This is a genomic window from Leptospira ryugenii, from assembly GCF_003114855.1.
GTDB lineage: Bacteria > Spirochaetota > Leptospiria > Leptospirales > Leptospiraceae > Leptospira_A > Leptospira_A ryugenii.
Map to the genome: position 1 here is coordinate 603,919 of NZ_BFBB01000003.1, position 18,425 is coordinate 622,343.

General features: G+C 40.0%; 16 protein-coding genes. 8 read left to right on the forward strand and 8 right to left on the reverse strand.

All coding sequences use genetic code 11. The features are described from left to right. Positions 1 to 3: 3 nt before the first annotated feature. Together DI060_RS07250 and DI060_RS07255 are read right to left on the reverse strand one after the other, a co-directional pair. Positions 4 to 1,473, reverse strand: a complete 1,470-nt coding sequence (locus DI060_RS07250; RefSeq protein ID WP_209451996.1) for a discoidin domain-containing protein — start codon at positions 1,471 to 1,473, stop codon at positions 4 to 6. A 58-nt stretch (positions 1,474 to 1,531) separates the two neighbouring features. Beyond that, positions 1,532 to 2,503, reverse strand: a complete 972-nt coding sequence (locus DI060_RS07255) for a DsbA family protein (protein ID WP_108975203.1) — start codon at positions 2,501 to 2,503, stop codon at positions 1,532 to 1,534. Here DI060_RS07255 and DI060_RS07260 point away from each other — a divergent pair. The 3 genes from DI060_RS07260 (at position 2,492) to speD (ending at position 6,526) form a co-directional block, all read left to right on the forward strand. Beyond that, entirely contained in the window at positions 2,492 to 3,331 is an 840-nt protein-coding gene (locus DI060_RS07260) for a hypothetical protein (protein WP_135355012.1), read from the forward strand. The genes DI060_RS07255 and DI060_RS07260 overlap by 12 nt on opposite strands. A 115-nt stretch (positions 3,332 to 3,446) precedes the next feature. Next, on the forward strand, positions 3,447 to 5,711 hold the full coding sequence (locus tag DI060_RS07265) for an arginine/lysine/ornithine decarboxylase (RefSeq protein WP_108975207.1): 2,265 nt from the start codon (positions 3,447 to 3,449) through the stop codon (positions 5,709 to 5,711). A gap of 53 nt (positions 5,712 to 5,764) precedes the next feature. Then, a complete protein-coding gene (speD, locus tag DI060_RS07270) occupies positions 5,765 to 6,526 on the forward strand; it encodes an adenosylmethionine decarboxylase (RefSeq protein ID WP_108975209.1) in 762 nt (253 codons plus the stop codon). Between the two features lie 6 nt (positions 6,527 to 6,532). On the opposite strand, the gene DI060_RS07275 is transcribed toward speD, so the two are convergent. Then, on the reverse strand, positions 6,533 to 8,746 hold the full coding sequence (locus tag DI060_RS07275) for a ligand-binding sensor domain-containing protein (RefSeq protein WP_108975211.1): 2,214 nt from the start codon (positions 8,744 to 8,746) through the stop codon (positions 6,533 to 6,535). Between the two features lie 223 nt (positions 8,747 to 8,969). Between DI060_RS07275 and DI060_RS07280 the strand changes: the two genes are divergently transcribed. After that, a complete protein-coding gene (locus DI060_RS07280; protein ID WP_108975213.1) occupies positions 8,970 to 10,127 on the forward strand; it encodes a DUF1577 domain-containing protein in 1,158 nt (385 codons plus the stop codon). A 3-nt stretch (positions 10,128 to 10,130) separates the two neighbouring features. Next, entirely contained in the window at positions 10,131 to 11,171 is a 1,041-nt protein-coding gene (locus DI060_RS07285; RefSeq protein WP_108975215.1) for a ketopantoate reductase family protein, read from the forward strand. Here DI060_RS07285 and DI060_RS07290 read toward each other — a convergent pair whose 3' ends face one another. Together DI060_RS07290 and DI060_RS07295 are read right to left on the reverse strand one after the other, a co-directional pair. Next, a complete protein-coding gene (locus DI060_RS07290; protein ID WP_108975217.1) occupies positions 11,172 to 11,933 on the reverse strand; it encodes an ABC transporter permease in 762 nt (253 codons plus the stop codon). Beyond that, a complete protein-coding gene (locus DI060_RS07295) occupies positions 11,930 to 12,850 on the reverse strand; it encodes an ABC transporter ATP-binding protein (protein WP_439956893.1) in 921 nt (306 codons plus the stop codon). Before DI060_RS07295 ends, DI060_RS07290 begins: the two co-directional genes overlap by 4 nt. Before the next feature lie 100 nt (positions 12,851 to 12,950). On the opposite strand from DI060_RS07295, the gene DI060_RS07300 reads away from it, so the two are divergent. Beyond that, on the forward strand, positions 12,951 to 13,913 hold the full coding sequence (locus DI060_RS07300; RefSeq protein ID WP_108975221.1) for an NAD(P)/FAD-dependent oxidoreductase: 963 nt from the start codon (positions 12,951 to 12,953) through the stop codon (positions 13,911 to 13,913). Here the strand turns inward: DI060_RS07300 and DI060_RS07305 are convergent. Genes DI060_RS07305 through DI060_RS07315 form a run of 3 tightly spaced genes read right to left on the reverse strand, consistent with a single transcriptional unit; the run spans position 13,910 to position 15,891 of the window. Beyond that, on the reverse strand, positions 13,910 to 14,254 hold the full coding sequence (locus DI060_RS07305; RefSeq protein ID WP_108975223.1) for a P-II family nitrogen regulator: 345 nt from the start codon (positions 14,252 to 14,254) through the stop codon (positions 13,910 to 13,912). The genes DI060_RS07300 and DI060_RS07305 overlap by 4 nt on opposite strands. An 8-nt stretch (positions 14,255 to 14,262) precedes the next feature. Continuing rightward, entirely contained in the window at positions 14,263 to 15,558 is a 1,296-nt protein-coding gene (locus tag DI060_RS07310) for an ammonium transporter (protein WP_108975225.1), read from the reverse strand. 12 nt (positions 15,559 to 15,570) lie between these two features. Beyond that, a complete protein-coding gene (locus DI060_RS07315; RefSeq protein WP_108975227.1) occupies positions 15,571 to 15,891 on the reverse strand; it encodes a hypothetical protein in 321 nt (106 codons plus the stop codon). A 124-nt stretch (positions 15,892 to 16,015) separates the two neighbouring features. On the opposite strand from DI060_RS07315, the gene DI060_RS07320 reads away from it, so the two are divergent. Then, positions 16,016 to 16,795: an adhesin OmpL37 family surface protein gene (locus DI060_RS07320; protein ID WP_135355013.1), complete on the forward strand. Its 780-nt coding sequence runs from the start codon at positions 16,016 to 16,018 to the stop codon at positions 16,793 to 16,795. Between the two features lie 497 nt (positions 16,796 to 17,292). Continuing rightward, positions 17,293 to 18,411, forward strand: coding sequence for an MBL fold metallo-hydrolase (locus tag DI060_RS07330; RefSeq protein ID WP_108975233.1), 1,119 nt, complete (start codon positions 17,293 to 17,295; stop codon positions 18,409 to 18,411). The last annotated feature ends 14 nt before the right edge of the window (positions 18,412 to 18,425 follow it).

Consider the following 18,425-nt stretch of genomic DNA (forward strand, 5'->3'; position numbering starts at 1 on the left):
GGTCTATTCCAAACCTAATTCTAATGTTGAGAAATCTAAGTTCTGTGTTGTTTTTTTATTGATCAGATAAAATTTGTTGCCTACAACCTTCAAGCTCACATGCTCCTGGAAAATCTTTTCCGTGTTATCAGGATCAGCATTTTTGACTTTATTGCAGTCTCTCCCACATCCATTGCAATCACCCTCACCATAATCGAGAAAACTAGTAAAGGTTTGCTTTCTTAAAAATCCAAAGATGCGGATATCAATTTGTCCAGGTTTTTTTTCTGTTACCTGGTAATTGCCCATGCCATAAAACTTTCTAGAACTTTCTTCACCAGCATCATAATTTGTACGAGCCGTACTTCCTTCCAAAAAGAAAGTTCCATCTGAACGCAGACGAAGTGTCCAATCAGAGGAACTGGGTGCTTCAAATTGTGCATCGACTGGTACTTCGCTAGATGCCCCAGCTGGCATATCGGTAACAGGGGATACTTCTGGTTCCACTGCCTCCCCGCCTGTCAACCCACGATTGAGCACATTGCGCAAAGATGCGGCCGTAAAGTCTGCAAAGTATTGTTTGGCGGTTGCTTGTGACTTTGCAAGTGTATCGACTGCTATCCAATCCCCTCCATTCCCAAATCGAAGCTCTGATATCACAAAACCCTTTTCTGAATATCCTGGATAAATCGAGTTGACTGTGAGCTTTAAGCTTTTGCCAGAGAAAGGTTTTGTTAATTTAATTTCTTGGCTGCCCATTGCATCTTCAATGTTCACTGTTTCTGAGTATCCATCGTCACCAGTAAGAGTAAATTCCTTTACCCTTCCATTCTTAATACAGTGGACGTCTGATCTTTGGTATCCATTCCAAATCTTTAATTGGTCAATTTTTTGTTTAGAATCAAAGTCAAATTGTAAACTTACTCCGACGGCACCTTTGGCGGTCGCATAACCATTCTCATATTTGGAATCAAAAAGGTTCATCGCAGAATAACTAGTTTCAGGCGATGCAGTTTCTGAAGCCGTTACTTTTGCCGTTACAATCTCTGGTATGATTGGCCTGTATTTTTTTTGTTTTTCATCATAAAAGGCAACAGATTTTAAACAAATATCTGTATTTCTTTGGAAGTTAAGTGTAAGGGAACGTGCACTCACAGCAGGTTCAAATACTACATCTGAATTTGATTTTTCTACATCAGTACTTGCGTATACTTCATCGAAATTTACATAGGCAGCAATTCTATCTTTAAAGGAACCTGAGCAAGATTCAATGGAAACCTTGCTCAGCACAAATGGCTCATCTGCATAAAAATGTAGTTTCACAAATTCAGCACCTGGCTCTGCCTTCCATTCTTTCCCAGCTAACACCAAAAATGGCAAGCCATTGTCCATTGAAGTCGAAGTCACCATTGATATACTAATTTTTTTGCCACAATTCGTACCAAAAAGCACGATTAGAGTGAATAGAAGCACTTTAAGTAGTTTGGATTTCATTGTATTCCTTTCTGTGTCTGAAAAGAAAAATGCCTATTCTAAAAATAGCAATATTTTTTTAAGGTTTGGTTTGCTCCAAGGTCTTTTCCCAGGTTTTCACATTGAGGGCCCCAACTACCCACCTCCCATTGATCCAAAAGGTAGGGATGGACTGAATACCAAAGGCCTTTGCTTCATTCAAATCCTTCCTGACTTGATGAAAATACACTTCGGACAAAGAATCCAAATTACAATCGGGATGGACGGAATATTCACGTTTTCTAATTCTCTGGTTCTCTATGTACAGTAGAGCGGATGATTCCCAAAAATGAATTTTATCTTTTTCCCACAAACATTGGGAGAGGGCAAGTAGGCTCATTCCTTCTTTTGATTCTTCATCCAGTGGGAAGGCTTTTTTTATGTAACGAATCTGGCCAGGGTGTTTGGCGATGATTTCTTTAGTATAGGGAAATGTCTGCTTACAGAAAGTACAGGCATAGTCGCTCCATTCAATGATGGTCCATTTTGGCTTTTTTACATTCAAGTTGGGAGTATTCTTTACATCCAATCGATGCAAAAGACTAAGATCAAATTCATCAGGCAAGATCTCGATCCCTGCCGTGCGGAAAATACGAGCCCAAACCAATCGTATAACTAACGATTTGCGAAACGAATCAACATGATCTCCGTCCAGAAATCCTTTTTTGTTTTTCTCTTTTTCGAATAGCCAATACCTTTGTATATCTTGGTCTCGGACTAACATCCTTTCTTCCTCTTTCCAAGCATCTAGTGTGAATCCTTTTTGAGTGGCTAGCTCTACCAAGATTTCCCTGTGAGAAGAAATGGCGAGTGTTCGTTTGATTTGCTCCTCGCTGGGAAGTTGACTCGGGAAAAAAAACTCAACTTGCCTCTCTCTCTGGCAGTGCAAAAACAAAATACAGAATAGAAAAAGGATTTGATTCTTCACAAAATTGATCCTTCCATGGAAAGCGTTTTTCGAAAAGAGAATATTGATAACCATATCTTTTTTGGAGGGAGTATGATTCTGCATTTCGTTCGTATCCTTTTATTTCTCTGCTTTGCCTTTCCATTGTTTGCCCTGGAGATTCCGACTTCAACCGTAAAGTCAAAAGAAGGCTTCTATACAATCACATACAAAAACGTAAATGTAGATATGGATTTGCTTTTAAACGGTTATGCAATCCGAAGTTCAGTATCCGAGGAAGATGGGCAAGGTCAAGCTGACCTCAATCTATGGATTCTACCCGGAAAGAATACAATCTCACTCCGTTTGGTTCCGAGAAAAGATGGAAAACAAAGAAAAGGTTTTGAACCCAGCGCAGAATTTTCCTTTATCATTGCACAGAAGGGACAATTCCCAAGCGAGGGCGAAGTCGTATATTCCTATCAAACCAAAACTGAATCATCAAGCTCCATTGATTCCCAATGGCAAACATTCGAATTCGATCCTCCCTTCTTACCTCCCAGCTTGCTTTGGAAGAAGGCAGAGAAAATTCAATTGAACCCTGAGTTACAGTCAAGTGCCTTACAATGGGTTAAATCACTACATAAAGAACTCAACCGAAAGAAAATTGACTCGATCTATCCTTACTTCCAATTCAAATTGGAAGACACTTCACTTGCAAGATACTATCCAACGGATCCTAAATCTGACAAAAAGGACATACAATCTCTCCTTAAAATGACGGGTGCAAGCTGGAAATTGGATACGAAAGATCTCACGTTTACAGTGCTATGTGATGGAAAAGTTTTATTGCTTACCAATTCTAAAGCAGGTGACGTTCTCACTGCCAAAGATGGCATTTCCTTACCGCTTTACTTAAGTTTGGTGGAAGGAAAATGGTTTCTTTCCAGATAAACACTCCCCAAAAAAAGCTTCCCTGAAAAATTAAATGATTTTGCAATTCGGGAAGCTGTTTTTTCAATGACCTTGATTCCCAATCAGTTTTTACTCTTTTAGAGGTTAGTTATAAATGAAATTTCGATTCCCCATTTTTATCATAGATGAAGATTTCCGCTCGGAAAACACAAGCGGACTTGGGATTCGTGCTCTCGCAAAGAGTATTGAAGACGAGGGAATGGAGGTCTTAGGTGTCACAAGTTACGGAGACCTCAGCTCATTTGCTCAACAGCAAAGCCGTGCATCTGCTTTCATTTTATCAATTGATGATGAGGAATTTTCTAGTCCGAGTGATGCCATATCTGCATTGGAGAACCTCCGTGCATTTGTGGAGGAGATTCGCTTCCGCAACAACAACATTCCGCTCTTTCTGTATGGAGAGACAAGAACTGTCCGCCACATTCCTAACGATATTTTGAAAGAACTGCATGGCTTCATTCACATGTTTGAAGACACCCCTGAATTTGTGGCACGGCATATCATTCGTGAAGCCAAGACCTATTTAAAAGGTTTGATGCCTCCTTTTTTTAAAGCACTTACTGATTATGCACAAGATGGATCCTACTCTTGGCACTGCCCGGGTCACTCTGGCGGGGTGGCCTTCTTAAAAAGCCCTGTAGGGCATATGTTCCACCAATTCTTCGGAGAAAACATGTTACGCGCAGATGTATGCAACTCCGTAGACGAGTTGGGACAACTTTTGGACCACAATGGTCCAGTGGTTGCGAGTGAACACAATGCCGCTCGTATCTTCCATGCAGACCATCTCTTCTTTGTTACAAATGGAACTTCTACTTCAAATAAGATGGTATGGCATGCTACAGTTGCCCCAGGAGATATTGTACTTGTGGATCGCAATTGCCATAAGTCTATCCTACACGCAATTACCATGACAGGGGCTATCCCCGTTTTTCTTATGCCGACTCGAAACCACTATGGTATCATCGGTCCGATACCTCTCTCCGAGTTCCAACCGGATGAAATTAGACGTAAAATTGCCTCCAACCCTATCGCCAAACAAGCCTTTGATGAAAACCCAAACCAAAAAATTAGAATTTTGACCATTACCCAGTCTACATATGATGGGGTTCTTTACAATGTTGATATGATCAAAGAGGTACTGGGGGATTCCATAGATACGCTGCATTTCGATGAAGCCTGGTTGCCTCATGCTAGTTTCCATTCATTTTACAAACACATGCATGCCATAGGTCCTGATAGACCAAAATCAGAAAATTCGCTAGTCTTCTCGACCCAGTCCACCCACAAATTGTTAGCTGGACTATCCCAAGCATCGCAAATCCTTGTCCAAGATTCAAATACAAGGAAGTTGGACCGCCATAGATTCAATGAAGCATACCATATGCATTCTTCCACTAGCCCTCAGTATGCGATCATCGCTTCTTGTGATGTGGCCGCAAGTATGATGGAGCCACCAGGAGGAACAGCACTCGTTGAAGAGTCTATTGCAGAGGCATTAGACTTTAGAAGAGCGATGCGAAAAGTAGACGAAGAGTTTGGGGATTCCTGGTGGTTTAAGGTATGGGGTCCGGACTATCTAGTCGAAGAAGGGATTGGAGACCGTGAGGATTGGATGATCCGCGCTGAGGATGGTTGGCATGGATTCGGAGCTCTCGCAGCTGGTTTCAATATGTTAGACCCGATCAAAGCAACTATCATCACTCCAGGTCTGGATATGAATGGAAACTTTGATGAAGTCGGCATCCCAGCCATCATAGTAACAAAATACCTTTCTGAACATGGTATCATCGTCGAAAAGACAGGGTTATATTCTTTTTTCATTATGTTTACGATAGGGATTACGAAAGGACGTTGGAATACTTTGGTTACCGAATTACAGCAGTTAAAGGATGATTACGATAGCAACAAGGCTTTATGGCGAGTCATGCCAAAGTTCGTCGCTAAGTTTCCAAAATATGAAAGGATGGGACTCCGAGAACTGAGTGACCAAATCCATGCTGTCTATAAGGCAAATGACATCGCTCGTGTAACAACCGAGATGTATCTTTCGGACATGGTACCTGCAATGCCTCCTGCCGAAGCCTATGCAAAGATGGCACATAGGCAAATTGAGAGAGTGAGCATTGACCACCTCACAGGTAGGATTACTAGTATTCTTCTCACTCCCTACCCACCCGGTATTCCTCTATTGATTCCAGGTGAGTGCTTCAACGAAACCATAGTTGGTTATCTAAAATTTGCAAGAGATTTCAATAGTAAGTTTCCTGGCTTTGAGACAGATATCCATGGTTTGATCCAGGAAGAAGATGAAAATGGGAAGCTACAATACTATGTGGACTGTGTGGTTGAGAACTGAAAATTCTCCTTGTGATATAGGCTACCTACGAATTCTTGCACTTAGGGGTAAAAATGGACAAAGAGAAGATTAAATTATCAGGATTTAACAACCTTACCAAGGTTCTCAGCTTCAATCTGTACGACTTTTGCATCACTCTTGATGACGAACAGAAATCCAAGTATGTGAGTTACATCCATGACAAATACAATGCCTCAAAGATTACAGAGATTTCTACAGAAATCGTAAAACTGATTGATGCCAATATTCTCGCCATCTCTGCCCAAGACTATGATCCAGTCGGTGCCTCTTCTATGGTCTTAATGAGTGACGTTAAAGGCGGTGGATATCCGATTCCAACAGCCCAAGTGAGCATGCACCTGGACAAATCCCATATTACAGTTCACACTTATCCTGACGCGGCTGACCCAGATGGCATCTGCTCCTTCCGTGTGGATATTGATATCTCAACTTGTGGTGAAATCATTCCTTTGGATGCAATCAATTATTTATTTGAAGCCTTTGAATGCGATGTTGTCTACATCGATTATGTTGTTAGAGGCTATACTAGATTGGCAGATGGCAAAAAGATTTACAACGACCATCACTTCAATTCCATTCTTGATTTTATCAAACCTGAAATCAAACGAAACTATACTTTTTTGTCAGATATCAACATGCCACAGGATAATACTTGGCAGACCAAAATGATGATCAAAGAAATGGGACCGGAAAATTATCTTTTAAACACTGAAGACAAACTACATCCTGATGTACCCAACAAAATGAAACTACTCAGAGAAGAGATGAAAGAAGTCTACCATATGATCCATTGATTCTGGTCATTTGAGATACTTCGTATAACCAAAATCAATTTCTTTGATAATAAAATTCAGATAGGCCATCATATCAGGGTCTGACTTATAAACGGAAGCTTCCTTTCGGAAGTGTTCTGATAGTTTGTCTCGGAATACGACAGTCTTCATATCATTCTTTGATACGATAAACTCTCGAGACCTTCCTCTCACCAAAAGAGTTTCCGGGATACGGATCATAATTGTGATTTGAGCTGCAGCAGATTCGATATCGTTCAGTAGTCTTCGTCTATCTTTTTGTTTTTCCTGGTTTGGTAAAAGAGAGAGGATTTCATCCATCTTTTCTTCCAATTGAAATCTGAGTTTCTTTGTATCAAAGACTCTTTCAAATATCTGACTATATTTTTTGGGGAATAAAACAGATTCAATGGCTTTGTGAAGACCCATATTTCGTTCTATTGATTGCAGATGACTCGCAGATGACTTGGTAAGGGCTTCTTTTTTTGGTAAAAAATAAGGATATAGATAGGAAACGGTAAATCCTGACACCAAACTAAGCAAAACACCTTGGAAAAGAATCTCCATTTGGTTTGTAAAAAGCGAAGTAAGCGTGGAACCAAAAGATCCTGCCATTGCCACGATCAAACCGGAAGGCAAATGCATCTGGTTTAGCAATCCACCTTTTGTTTGTAAGTTATTGGATTTATCTTCGGCTTGGGTTTCCTCTGCTTCAGAACTAGCTTGTGGGATCGTTTCAGATAAAACATCTAGCTGACTGTCTTTTCTTTTGGTTAGCTCTTCGCGAATCTGAGTGAGTCTCTTTTGGTCAAGGAAAGCATCGGGATCTTTGCTGAGATTTGTTTGGACATTCGCTTCCACATCTCGCAAATACCTTTGGTCAATTGCATAAACCAACCATTGGTCAAATTCGTTTTTTTCCAGTACGGCACCAAACATAGATTTGATATCATTCATCAAACGTACAGAGAAACTTTCCTTCTCTTCAGGATTTGCAAAATGAATCTCTGAAATTTCATCTAATAAATTAATTTTAAGTAGCCTAAGTTGTTTTGAGGTATGATCCAAAATTTTGGTTTTCATTCTGAAAAAAAACTCTCTGTACTTTTCTTCTGCGATGTCCTTTCCTTTCTTTTGAATCTCCGCCAACAACCTTTCGAGAACCGAAGCAGACCTCTCAGCAGTTTCTTGGACTCTTGACCAATCAACTGTAGGATCTTCTGGAAACGGAAACTCTTTGATAAAACGCACCAAATCATCCGCCAAGACCCAAGTTTGGGACAGCAAAGATTCTTTTTGATTGCCTATTTTCTTTTCCAAGTCTTCCCAAATATCCAAAAAACGCAAGAGAGAGTGTTCTTTTATAAACTTAACCAGATAATGCGCGCTAAATGACATTAGTCCATCAAGTTGGGCAACTAAATGTTTTTTTAAAATTTCCACCGGATTGTTTGCAGGTACAACGATATGATAGGATTCATCAATTTCGAGTATGAGTTTGTTTTCCTTGCCAAATTGGATGAAGTCTTGTGTAAAATCAGGTATCTCAAATGAAAAATAAGGAGAAAATCCTCTCTCTGTTATGTGTTTGATATCCCTTTCTAAAGAATAAAAAAAAGAATCTAAAAATAAATTGCCATTGGCATCTCGGCTTAAGAGAGATTTGCCGGGATTTTTATCATCTAGAAAAGGCTCCTGGTTAGATAAGTTTTTATACACAATGCCAAACAAGTCGAGTGAATACTTAAAGCAAGCTCGGCGGTATGGAGTCATATCCATTTTATCCTTGTTTTGCGGAGCCATCATTGCGATCCGAATGCTTATGCCTGTTTCCGTCCGCAAAAAAAAGGGATAAAAATACACAGCTCTCTCTTGAAAATGGTTACGACTATCGCTCAGTTCAATTAAGGCTTCTGAGATTGCCATTTGTGTTTTGTGGGTTTCAGGAAGTTGCACCTCTTTGTGTAGAACCTCCGGGATCTGGTCTACAGTGAGCAAAGTTGAGGGGGAAATTTCTGCACTCCCATGCATTTCCATCCGGCGGTGTCGTACTCGTAGTTCTTCTAGGATAGCAAGGGAGCTCGGGGAGAACCTAGCTCGGTTTTTCGGCAATTCCAGGATGGGAACGAGTACCTTGGCCTCGTGTTTTGGCTCTGGATCCGACGCGGAAGCCTCCCTGCTCCAGGCAAATGGCTCATTTTGGCTATCGGGGGCTTCACTCATGCTTACCGTCAGAGGAACCGAATTTGCTTGGAAAGAAAAGTAAAAATAGCTTCGTCATATCATTTGGGAACGTACGCCCGTGGAAATTTTGCATTTTCGAACAAACTGTCAATAAAGGATTAGAACGATTTTTGTAAATTTATTGAACTGAAATGGAAATTTTTCTAACATTGTCGGTTGAACTAGAGAAGCGAATCAAAAGCTCGTATGTGGGAAAAGAAAGATGGAAACACAAAAAAGAGCAATGGACCACATTGCAGAAAAAGAACAAAAAAACCATGTCATCATCAAATACTTAATCGGGAAGCCTCTTAAAGCGCATAACTTAGGTTTGGACCAAAGCTGTTTTATGAAAGATGTGGTTCCTGGGACAGACCATGCTGTTTTGGAACTCTCCTTACCCATCGACTTTAAGATGGACCCCAAACTTACTTTGTCCATCGTTCTTGCTCGTTACATTGAAATCCATTGCACCTTTGTAAAGTCCTATGATTCAAACTTGGTAGAAGTGAAGGTAGACAAAATCGCCATTGCAAAAAAAGAGCGTGCCTACCCTCGTTTTCCCATTACAGAAGAAGGCTTCGTAAAAGCCACAAACATCATCAGCTCCAAGACCATCATAGAAGCCAATATGTTCAATATTCCTACCTTAGTACGTGTTAGCTTTGAAGAATATGAAAAAAAACTAAAAACAGAACTTGGCCCAAATGCCAATATAGTTGTCGATGTATTCAAAAATGATCTACCCAATGAATTTGAAGTGATCAAACGACTCATGAAACCTATCTTTCTGGCAGACTGCTATGAAGAATCATCCTTTGAAATGCAAGAAGAGGGCTTTCTCTCTTATTCCGAAGAAGTCGATGACCAAATCCAGAATTTAATAAAAAAGTATAAAGATAAACAGATTGAGTCGGAGCTATTCCATCCCATCATATACATCAATGAATTAGAAGAACACATTCCGATTGGATATGTTTGGATCCAAACTAAGGAATCAAAACTTTCTCGCGCAAAGGTTGACGACATCCTCAGACTCACCAAAGAAATGGTAGAGAGGATCAAAGACGCAAACCTTATGACCACGGAGGATAAATTCCCTGTGGTAGATGTTTCTTATTCAGGGATACGATTGCGGATCAACCATCCACATTTAATGACCACATTGCCAAAGCAAAAAGGTTTTGCTGTTGACCTATTTTTTAAAATGCAGGCTCCATTCCATTTTTTTGTCAGAGTTGCATGGGTGAAAAAAATTGAAAATGGTGATATGGAACTTGGCTTAGAATTCACAGGCAAATCAAGAGTCATGTCCGAAAAGTCTCGATTCGAACAAAATATTGAAATGGTAAAACAACTTGCCCAAGGTGCCTTCGCCTAATCTGTGTCAGTAGGGATAAAGCAAAACCATACGATCGCAATCTATGGACTGGGCGCTATCTCCCTAACCATAGCGAGGGCATTTGATAAGAACGGCATTGGTTTTGTCATTCTAGCAAGAAATCAGTCTCGAAAGAACCAAATCAGCTCTCAAACATTCCTATACCAATTCCGAACTAAACCCATAGAATCTTTCCAATGGAAGGAAACAGTGCGGACTCTAGATGAATGTGAAGAGAAGTTTGACTGTATCTTCATAGGCTGTAAGTCTAGCGAACTAGAAAATTATTGCCGTAATGCAAGCCCTCTTCTGAAAGAGAATGGTCGCCTGGTTCTATTGCAAAATGGTCTACCAGAAAACTTAGTACAAGCCAAAAAAGAAAATCTAATGGGGGGAGTTGTTGGTTGGAATACCCAAAAAAGACAGGACGGAGTGTACTTTCAATCCAATGCAGGTCATTTGATCTTAGGCAATTCTGAGGGAACTCGCCCCGATTCGGATTGGACGGAATACCTCGCACCTTTTATCCCAACGATTCTCACCTCAGATTTAGAAGGTTATCGTTGGCACAAATTGGGAATTAACGCTATCATCAACGGCCTTGCAGGCTCTGTCCAATCTTCTCTTGGATATCTATTTCTCAGTTCGCTTGGACGAAAGTTAGCCATTGCAGTCTTGACGGAGATTTCGCAAATTATGCAGAAACTCGGGATACAGGAAAGAGTTGTACCAGGGAGTATTTCCATTCAAAAACTTTCCAATGGTCCTTCAGGATTCCCAACATTTATAAAACATATCGTCTTACTTGTATTAGGTATCAAATATTTCAAAATCAGAACCTCTCTTGTCCAAGATTTAGATGCTAAACGAGTCACAGAAATCGATTATCTAAATGCCGTTGTTTCAAAGATTGGGAAGACATTGCAAATTCCATGTCCCATAAATGATAGAATAGTAGAAGAGATCAAAGATATTGAATCAGGAAAGAAAAAACCAGATTTCTCTTTCCTGAACCAACTCGAGAAAAGTCTGAATCGGAAATAATTATTTTCTAAGCTTGTACCCGGTTTTGAACATTAAATAGACAACCACCATACAAGTTGCAAGAAACGCAAAAATAAATGTAAGACTCATTTCTATGCTTACATCTGAAATCTCATAAAAACTCCATCTAAACCCACTGACTAGATATAGAACTGGATTTAACATACAAATCTTTTGCCAAAAAGGTGGGAGCATGCTTGCGGAATAAAAACTACCCCCCAAAAAAACTAGAGGGGTAATGACAAGCATCGGTATGACTTGTAATTTTTCAAAACTATCCGCCCAGATCCCAATGATAAAACCAAAAAGGCTAAAGGAAATACAGGTCAGCAGTAAAAATAAGACCATAAAGAAAGGGTGCGCGATTTTTACCGGAACAAAGAAAGATGAAGTAAGAAGCATGATTAATCCTAAGATGAGTGATTTGGTAGCTGCCGCCCCGACAAAACCAAAGACGATCTCAATCATGCTGACTGGTGCCGACAAAATTTCATAGATGGTCCCAGTAAATTTAGGGAAGTAAATTCCAAATGATGCATTGCCAATGCTTTCAGTGAGCAAGGATAACATGATAAGACCAGGTACAATGAAAGAGCCGTAAGAAACTCCATCTACTTCCTGTATCCTGGAACCAATGGCGGAACCAAATACGATAAAATAGAGAGAAGTTGAGAGAACGGGAGAAGCAATGCTTTGCATCAATGTTCTAAATGTCCGCATCATTTCGAAAGTATAAATTGCGTAAATTGCCCTCAGATTCATTTTGACTCCTTTACTAAAGAAACAAATATTTCTTCAAGAGAACTTTGTTCCGTATCCAAATCTTTGAATGTGATCTTTGATTTTTTCACATCCTCCAAAATCTTAGGTATAATATTTTCCTTAGAATTTGTATCATAGGTAAAAATAAGTTGTGAGCCATCTTTTTGAATTTCCACATTATAAGCTGCGAAGGATTTCGGAAGTTTGGAGATTTTCTTACTCAAATTTAGGATTAATTGTTTTTTACCTAATTGTTTCATCAGAATATTCTTTTCTTCTACTAATACCAGCTCTCCTTTATTCATGATTCCGATTCTATCGGCGATCTCCTCAGCTTCCTCGATATAATGTGTGGTCAAAATAATGGTAACACCCTTCTCCTTTAAATTTCGCACAACATTCCACATATCTTTTCTAAGCTCAACATCTACTCCTGCAGTAGGCTCATCTAAGAATAATACTTCTGGTTCATGCGAAAGAGCTTTTGCAATTAATACTCTTCGTTTCATTCCCCCAGAGAGAGTTATGATCTTTTGGTCTTTTTTATCAAATAGAGATAAAGACTTCAATAAATCTTCTAAGTACTGATCATTGGGAGCTTTTCCAAACAAACCTCGCGTAAATTTCACACTTGCCCAAACAGTTTCAAAGGAATGAACACTTAACTCCTGTGGTACGAGGCCAATTAATTTTCTCGCTTCCATAGAGTCAGTCTGAATGTTCTTTCCATTCACAAGGATCTCCCCGCGAGAAAGATTCACTAGTCCACAGATGATCGATATCAGAGTCGTTTTTCCAGCTCCATTTGGTCCAAGGAGGGCTAAAATCTCACCCTTTCGGATGCCCAAAGTGACATCCTTCAAAGCTTGGAATCCATTCTCATAGGTCTTCGAAACAGAATTAATTTGTAAGTGCATTTGCATGTAAGATTCAAAAAGAAGGCAATTGACGCAACTGTAAAGCATTTACGGAGAAAAAGAGATCCTTTAACCTTGCTATCTTCTGTCTAAAAACAAGATGAATTCGCAAACCAAGCCAACGAAAGACATTATCATCATGGGAGCTGGGATGACAGGACTCAGCCTAGGATCATTCTATCAGGCAAAGGGACTCTCTGTACAAATTTTAGAAAAGTCGCATGCATACGGCGGTCGCATGGCGACACGCAGAACCAATTTTGGGACATTTGATCATGGCGCCCAATTTATCCACATGAAACCAAACAGTGACTTTATCTGGAAAAAGGATTGGGATGAGAAAGGTTTCTTATCGCTCTGGTTTGTGGACACAAGTGGTGGAGAGTATTTCGTTTGTCATTCAGGGATCAACCAATTGTCAAAAGAGGTACCGAATCCTGGTGAAATTATATTCAAAGAGCGTATAACAAAAGTTAAAAAAGATAAAGGGGAATGGATTCTTTATACGGAGGCAAATCTGGAATACAGAACCAAAGGATTGGTCTTCACTGCTCCTCTGCCCCAATCATTGCAAATCCTTAGGGATTCAGAAATCGATTACCCAAAACATTTAGATGAGATCGTTTACAACAAGGCGATTGTCGCATTGTTTTCCTTTGAGGAAGAATTAATCCCTGGAAGGGAAAATAAATTCCAGACAAATCTTTCAAATAACATTCGATCACTCGCCTTACAATCCAGCAAACTCGAAGCATCTCCCATTCGGTATACTATGGTTATGAGTCCAGAGTTTAGTGAATTGCATTTCGAAAAGGAGGAAGAGGAAATTCGGAAAGCGCTAGAGAGTGAATTTGCAATGGTTTTTTCTAAAAATTTACCCAAAGAGAAGTTGCAGATCAAAAAATGGCGCTACTCGGAACCTAAAAAAAAAGCAGATTCCCCCTATTCTCTCATCTCCGCATCACCCCTTCTTGTGTTAGCTGGTGATGCTTTTGGTGGAGGTAGTATTTTAGGGGCAATCCGCTCTGCCGAAGCAGTCTACAAAGATTGGCCTTTGGATTAGATTGCCTTGCTGCCTCGCTCTCCACTCCGTATGCGAATGACTTCCTCGACCGGGAGAACAAAAATCTTACCGTCTCCTATCTTTCCGTCTCCAGTTTTTGCTGCTTTCAGAATAGCATCCACTGTTGGTTTCACAAACTCATCGTTCACTGCAATTTCTAATCTGACCTTGCGAAGTAAGTTTACCGTATACTCATGCCCTCGATACACTTCGGTTTTTCCTTTTTGTTGGCCATATCCTTGAACATCGCTAACTGTTAAACGATAGATTTCATTCTTAGTTAACTCGTTTTTAACTTCTTCTAATTTGTGTGGTTGTATAATCGCAATTATCAATTTCATAAAATCCTCTAAATATCGTATCCTTTCTCTCCGTGAATTTCCTGATCTAAACCAGAAATCTCTTTGTCTTCCTCTATACGGAAGCCAATCGTTTTCTCAATCGCAAAGGCCAAAACGTAGGAAAGAACAAATGAATAGGCTCCCGTTGCCAAAACACTGACTACCTGAACGTACAACTGGTTCCCCATACTCACTCCTTCTGCCAATTCTAAAGCAAAGACTGCTGTAAGAATTGCGCCGATTGCACCACCTACACCATGGATACCAAATGCATCTAAAGTATCATCATAGTTCAACTTCCCTTTCAAAAAGATCGCAAAGTAACAAATAGGTGATACTAAGATTCCCATAATGATGGATCCAACTGGACCAACAAAACCTGAAGCGGGAGTGATCACGACTAGTCCAGCAACTATGCCAGAGGCCGCACCCAATGCAGTTGCTTTTTTGGTATGCAACCATTCTAGTAACAACCAGGATGCTCCAGCCGCAGCAGGAGCAATCAATGTAACAACAAATGCTCTTGCAGCCACTCCATTCACAGCCAAGCCACTGCCTGCATTGAACCCAAACCAACCAAACCACAACAAGCCTGAACCTAGAAGTGTATATGTTAAGTTATTTGGATGTGTCAAAGTGTACGCTTCACCCTTTCGATTTCCAATGACCAATGCGCAAGCAAGTCCAGCAATACCTGAAATTAAATGAACAACGGTACCACCGGCGAAATCAAGTGCTCCCATTTCGAAGAGCCAACCTTTCGGAGCCCAAACCCAATGCGCAACAGGGTCGTATACAAAGGTTGCCCAAAGCAGAATGAAAACTACGTAGCCTGACAATTTTACTCTTTCCGCAATGGCACCTGAAATCAAAGCAGGTGTAATGATGGCAAACATTCCTTGGAACAAGAAGTGTACATACTTTGGTATAGTACCTTCTAACTGATTCATATCGATTCCTTCCAAAAAAGCCAGATCTAAATTTCCATACAAAGGATTTTCTCCGGAGAATGCAAAACTATATCCAATGATAGTCCATTGTAGTGTCATTACTAGAATTGCAATGAAGCTATGCATCATAGTGGATAAAACGTTCTTTGATCTTACGATACCACCATAGAATAAAGACAAGCCTGGTATCATAAAAAACACAAGAGTACAGGATACAAGCATCCATACCGTGTCCGCTTTATCTAAACTTACTTGTGGACTTTCTTCTTTCGTTACTTCTTCACCAAACAATGAGAAGCTCAAAAAAACCAATGTTATGGCTAAAACTCGCCAAACTTTACTGAATTGTTTCATTTCCCCTTCCTCTTACTTTTCATTTTCTTTTTGCCAAGATTCATGTAAAACTTTGTAAAAGCTCTCGATCACTTTTTCAATATTTTTCATTTTCCAGTATGGATTTGCCTGGATGGACTCATGTACAGACTTTACCACTGAGCGAATGAAAGATGTGCGTTCCGGCTTTGGACTGATGTTCAAAATTTCCAAACTGGTATTTCGCTTCACTAGCTCCTTTTTGATGGAAGAAGAAATGATTTGTATGGCTTCTTCTTTCGTAAGGCGGGTCTCGGCAATCAAGATCTCAGCTGCATCTATAATCAATTCTAACTGTCTCTCACTTGCTCCCATGCTATGACCTAACAAAATAATAATTTGGATTGATTGACATAAGTCGCTTCCACAGAACCACACATAAATGATTTTATTTTGAATTATTGTAAACCGAAAATTAAATGTTAAGAGCTTTCTTGGTATGATGATTCGAACCTTACAGATACTCCTTCTTGTGGTCCTGACCATTCCCAAGCCATCAGAGCCAAAGGCTGTCTTACAAGTTGCATTTGGTGTAGAGGAAAATCAGCTAATCTTAAAAAGCCTCAATTCGACAATTTCCTATTTGGGCGATGAAGCAGACAGAAAGTTATACCGTAGGATTTTATTGCATTACTTAGAGTTTTTAGAGCTAAATATGAGGCGAAATGACTCGATTTCGTATGAAAGACTGAGGCACACCCAAGCTCTCCTGATTCCGCTCTACGATAGAATGCTGTCCAAAAACCTTGAATTTCTGAGAGCTGAGCTAAATCGCCTAGGCAGAGATTCTCGAGACCGAGAAAAAACGCAGACCAAATTACTACTCCGATTGGGATTTCGCGATTTGGCGGAAGCCGAACAAAAATTGACCTTTGCTCGCAATACTCGGCCACAACTCTATCTTTTGAAGTTGAGAGAGATGCTTTTTGCCTTAAAAATTTTAAAACGTGCCGGACGCTTTGTCGTTTATTTGGGCTTACTTCATGATGCAGAAATCTACCGTCCCATTGAGATCATGCAGTTTGAGCAAATGGATGCGGAGATTATGAGCGCTTTTATCAAAGATAGAGAGAAGTTTAGAAAAATGCATTGGGACAATCATTTCAAAGTCCTAGATGGATCAGGGATCTATTTTGAAGTTTTAAATGGCCCAATCACAAATGAACTTGCCGAACCGCTTCCAGGGATTGATCCTGCATATGTACGCATCAAACGTTAGGTCATTCGGGGGCAGATGTTCAGTTTCTACTTCTCTATTTTTTATCTACTATGTAAGCTACTCTTAGGATACGAACTGTCCGTTGCCACGCAATCAGCGGCTAAATTCCTATTTTACTGGAATGGATTTTTTGTAGGCCTAACACTCACTTTTTTTCTCAGTTTGCTTCTTGGGATTTCAGCAGTGCTGATTAGAGTCCCATTTCTCGGGATAGGTATATTTCAACTTCAAGAGTCAATTCGCAAAACAGGCATATGGCGGTTTTTAGCGGAAAAAAGTATTTTTTGGATTTTGGTTCATGCCTTTGTTTTAGTGGGGGCTTATTTTTTAGCTTTTGATCCAAATTTGTCATTAGAATTACGACTATCTTCAATCTCTCTGATCATAATAGGTTATCTCTTGAAAAAAATTAGACAAAAAAAATCCACGCCACATAAAAAGAATCCATCGATTGTTTTCCCATCTCAATCTAATCATGAGAAGGAAATTAATCCCCAATGAGACAAATCCGTGCCTTGGTTATTTTTTTATTGTCAATCACACTTTGGCAATGCCGAGCCTTTGGAAAAGATCCGCATGGCGATCACTTAGAAAAAATCAAAAAATCTACTCACTATGATCCAGAAAGAGATCAGTTTGTAAACCGCAGACCTGATGTTTTAGAGAAAATGCGAGAAGAGCAAAACTTTTTTAGTTTGCTCACAAAATTTTTGTTTGGTGGTGGTAAGGAGCGTCGTCCCAAAGAAAGGCTTCCCGAAATCAAACCTGACCTAAAGGAGTTTGTAAAGCCTTCCGAACATATAAAGTTTATCTGGTTCGGCCATTCTACGTTTATAGTAAATATCCAAGGTAAGATTCTTTTATTTGATCCTGTATTTTCTGGTTCGGCGGCTCCCTTCTCTTTTATGGTCAAACGTTTCCAAGATGCAGTCGTATCTTTGGAAGAGTTGCCAAATGTGGATTATATCTTAATCTCTCATGACCACTACGACCACCTAGATCTCGAAACCATTGAATTTTTTAAACAAAAACAAACTAAATTCATCACACCACTAGGAGTCTCATCTCATTTGAAGGACTGGGGTATTGCAGAGGATCGACTTTTAGAATTAGATTGGTGGCAAAGTACTGATTCAGTTGATGGACTCAAAATTGTCTGTACCCCTTCTCAACATTTTTCTGGGCGTAGAGGCATGAATGGTAACCATACACTTTGGGCAAGTTGGACGGTGCTCGGTAAAACCGAACGATTTTACTTCAGTGGGGATTCTGGGTATGATACTCACTTCAAAGAGATAGGAAATGCCTATGGACCGTTCACATTGACCTTTTTGGAAAACGGACAATACAATCCTATGTGGCGTGCTGTTCACAGTATGCCTGAGGAAACGGCCCAAGCACACCTTGATCTAAAGGGTGAGAAGTTAGTGCCCGTACATTGGGGGATGTTTGACCTGTCTCTACACAATTGGTATGAACCAGCTGAAGAGTTGGAGAAGTATGCAAAAGAAAAGAACATTGATCTGTTGACTCCAAAATTCGGACAAATGGTAAGTTCACAGACACCAAATGCTTGGGAAAGATGGTGGAAATCATTGATGGGAACAGATGGCTAATGTTCCCATAAGTA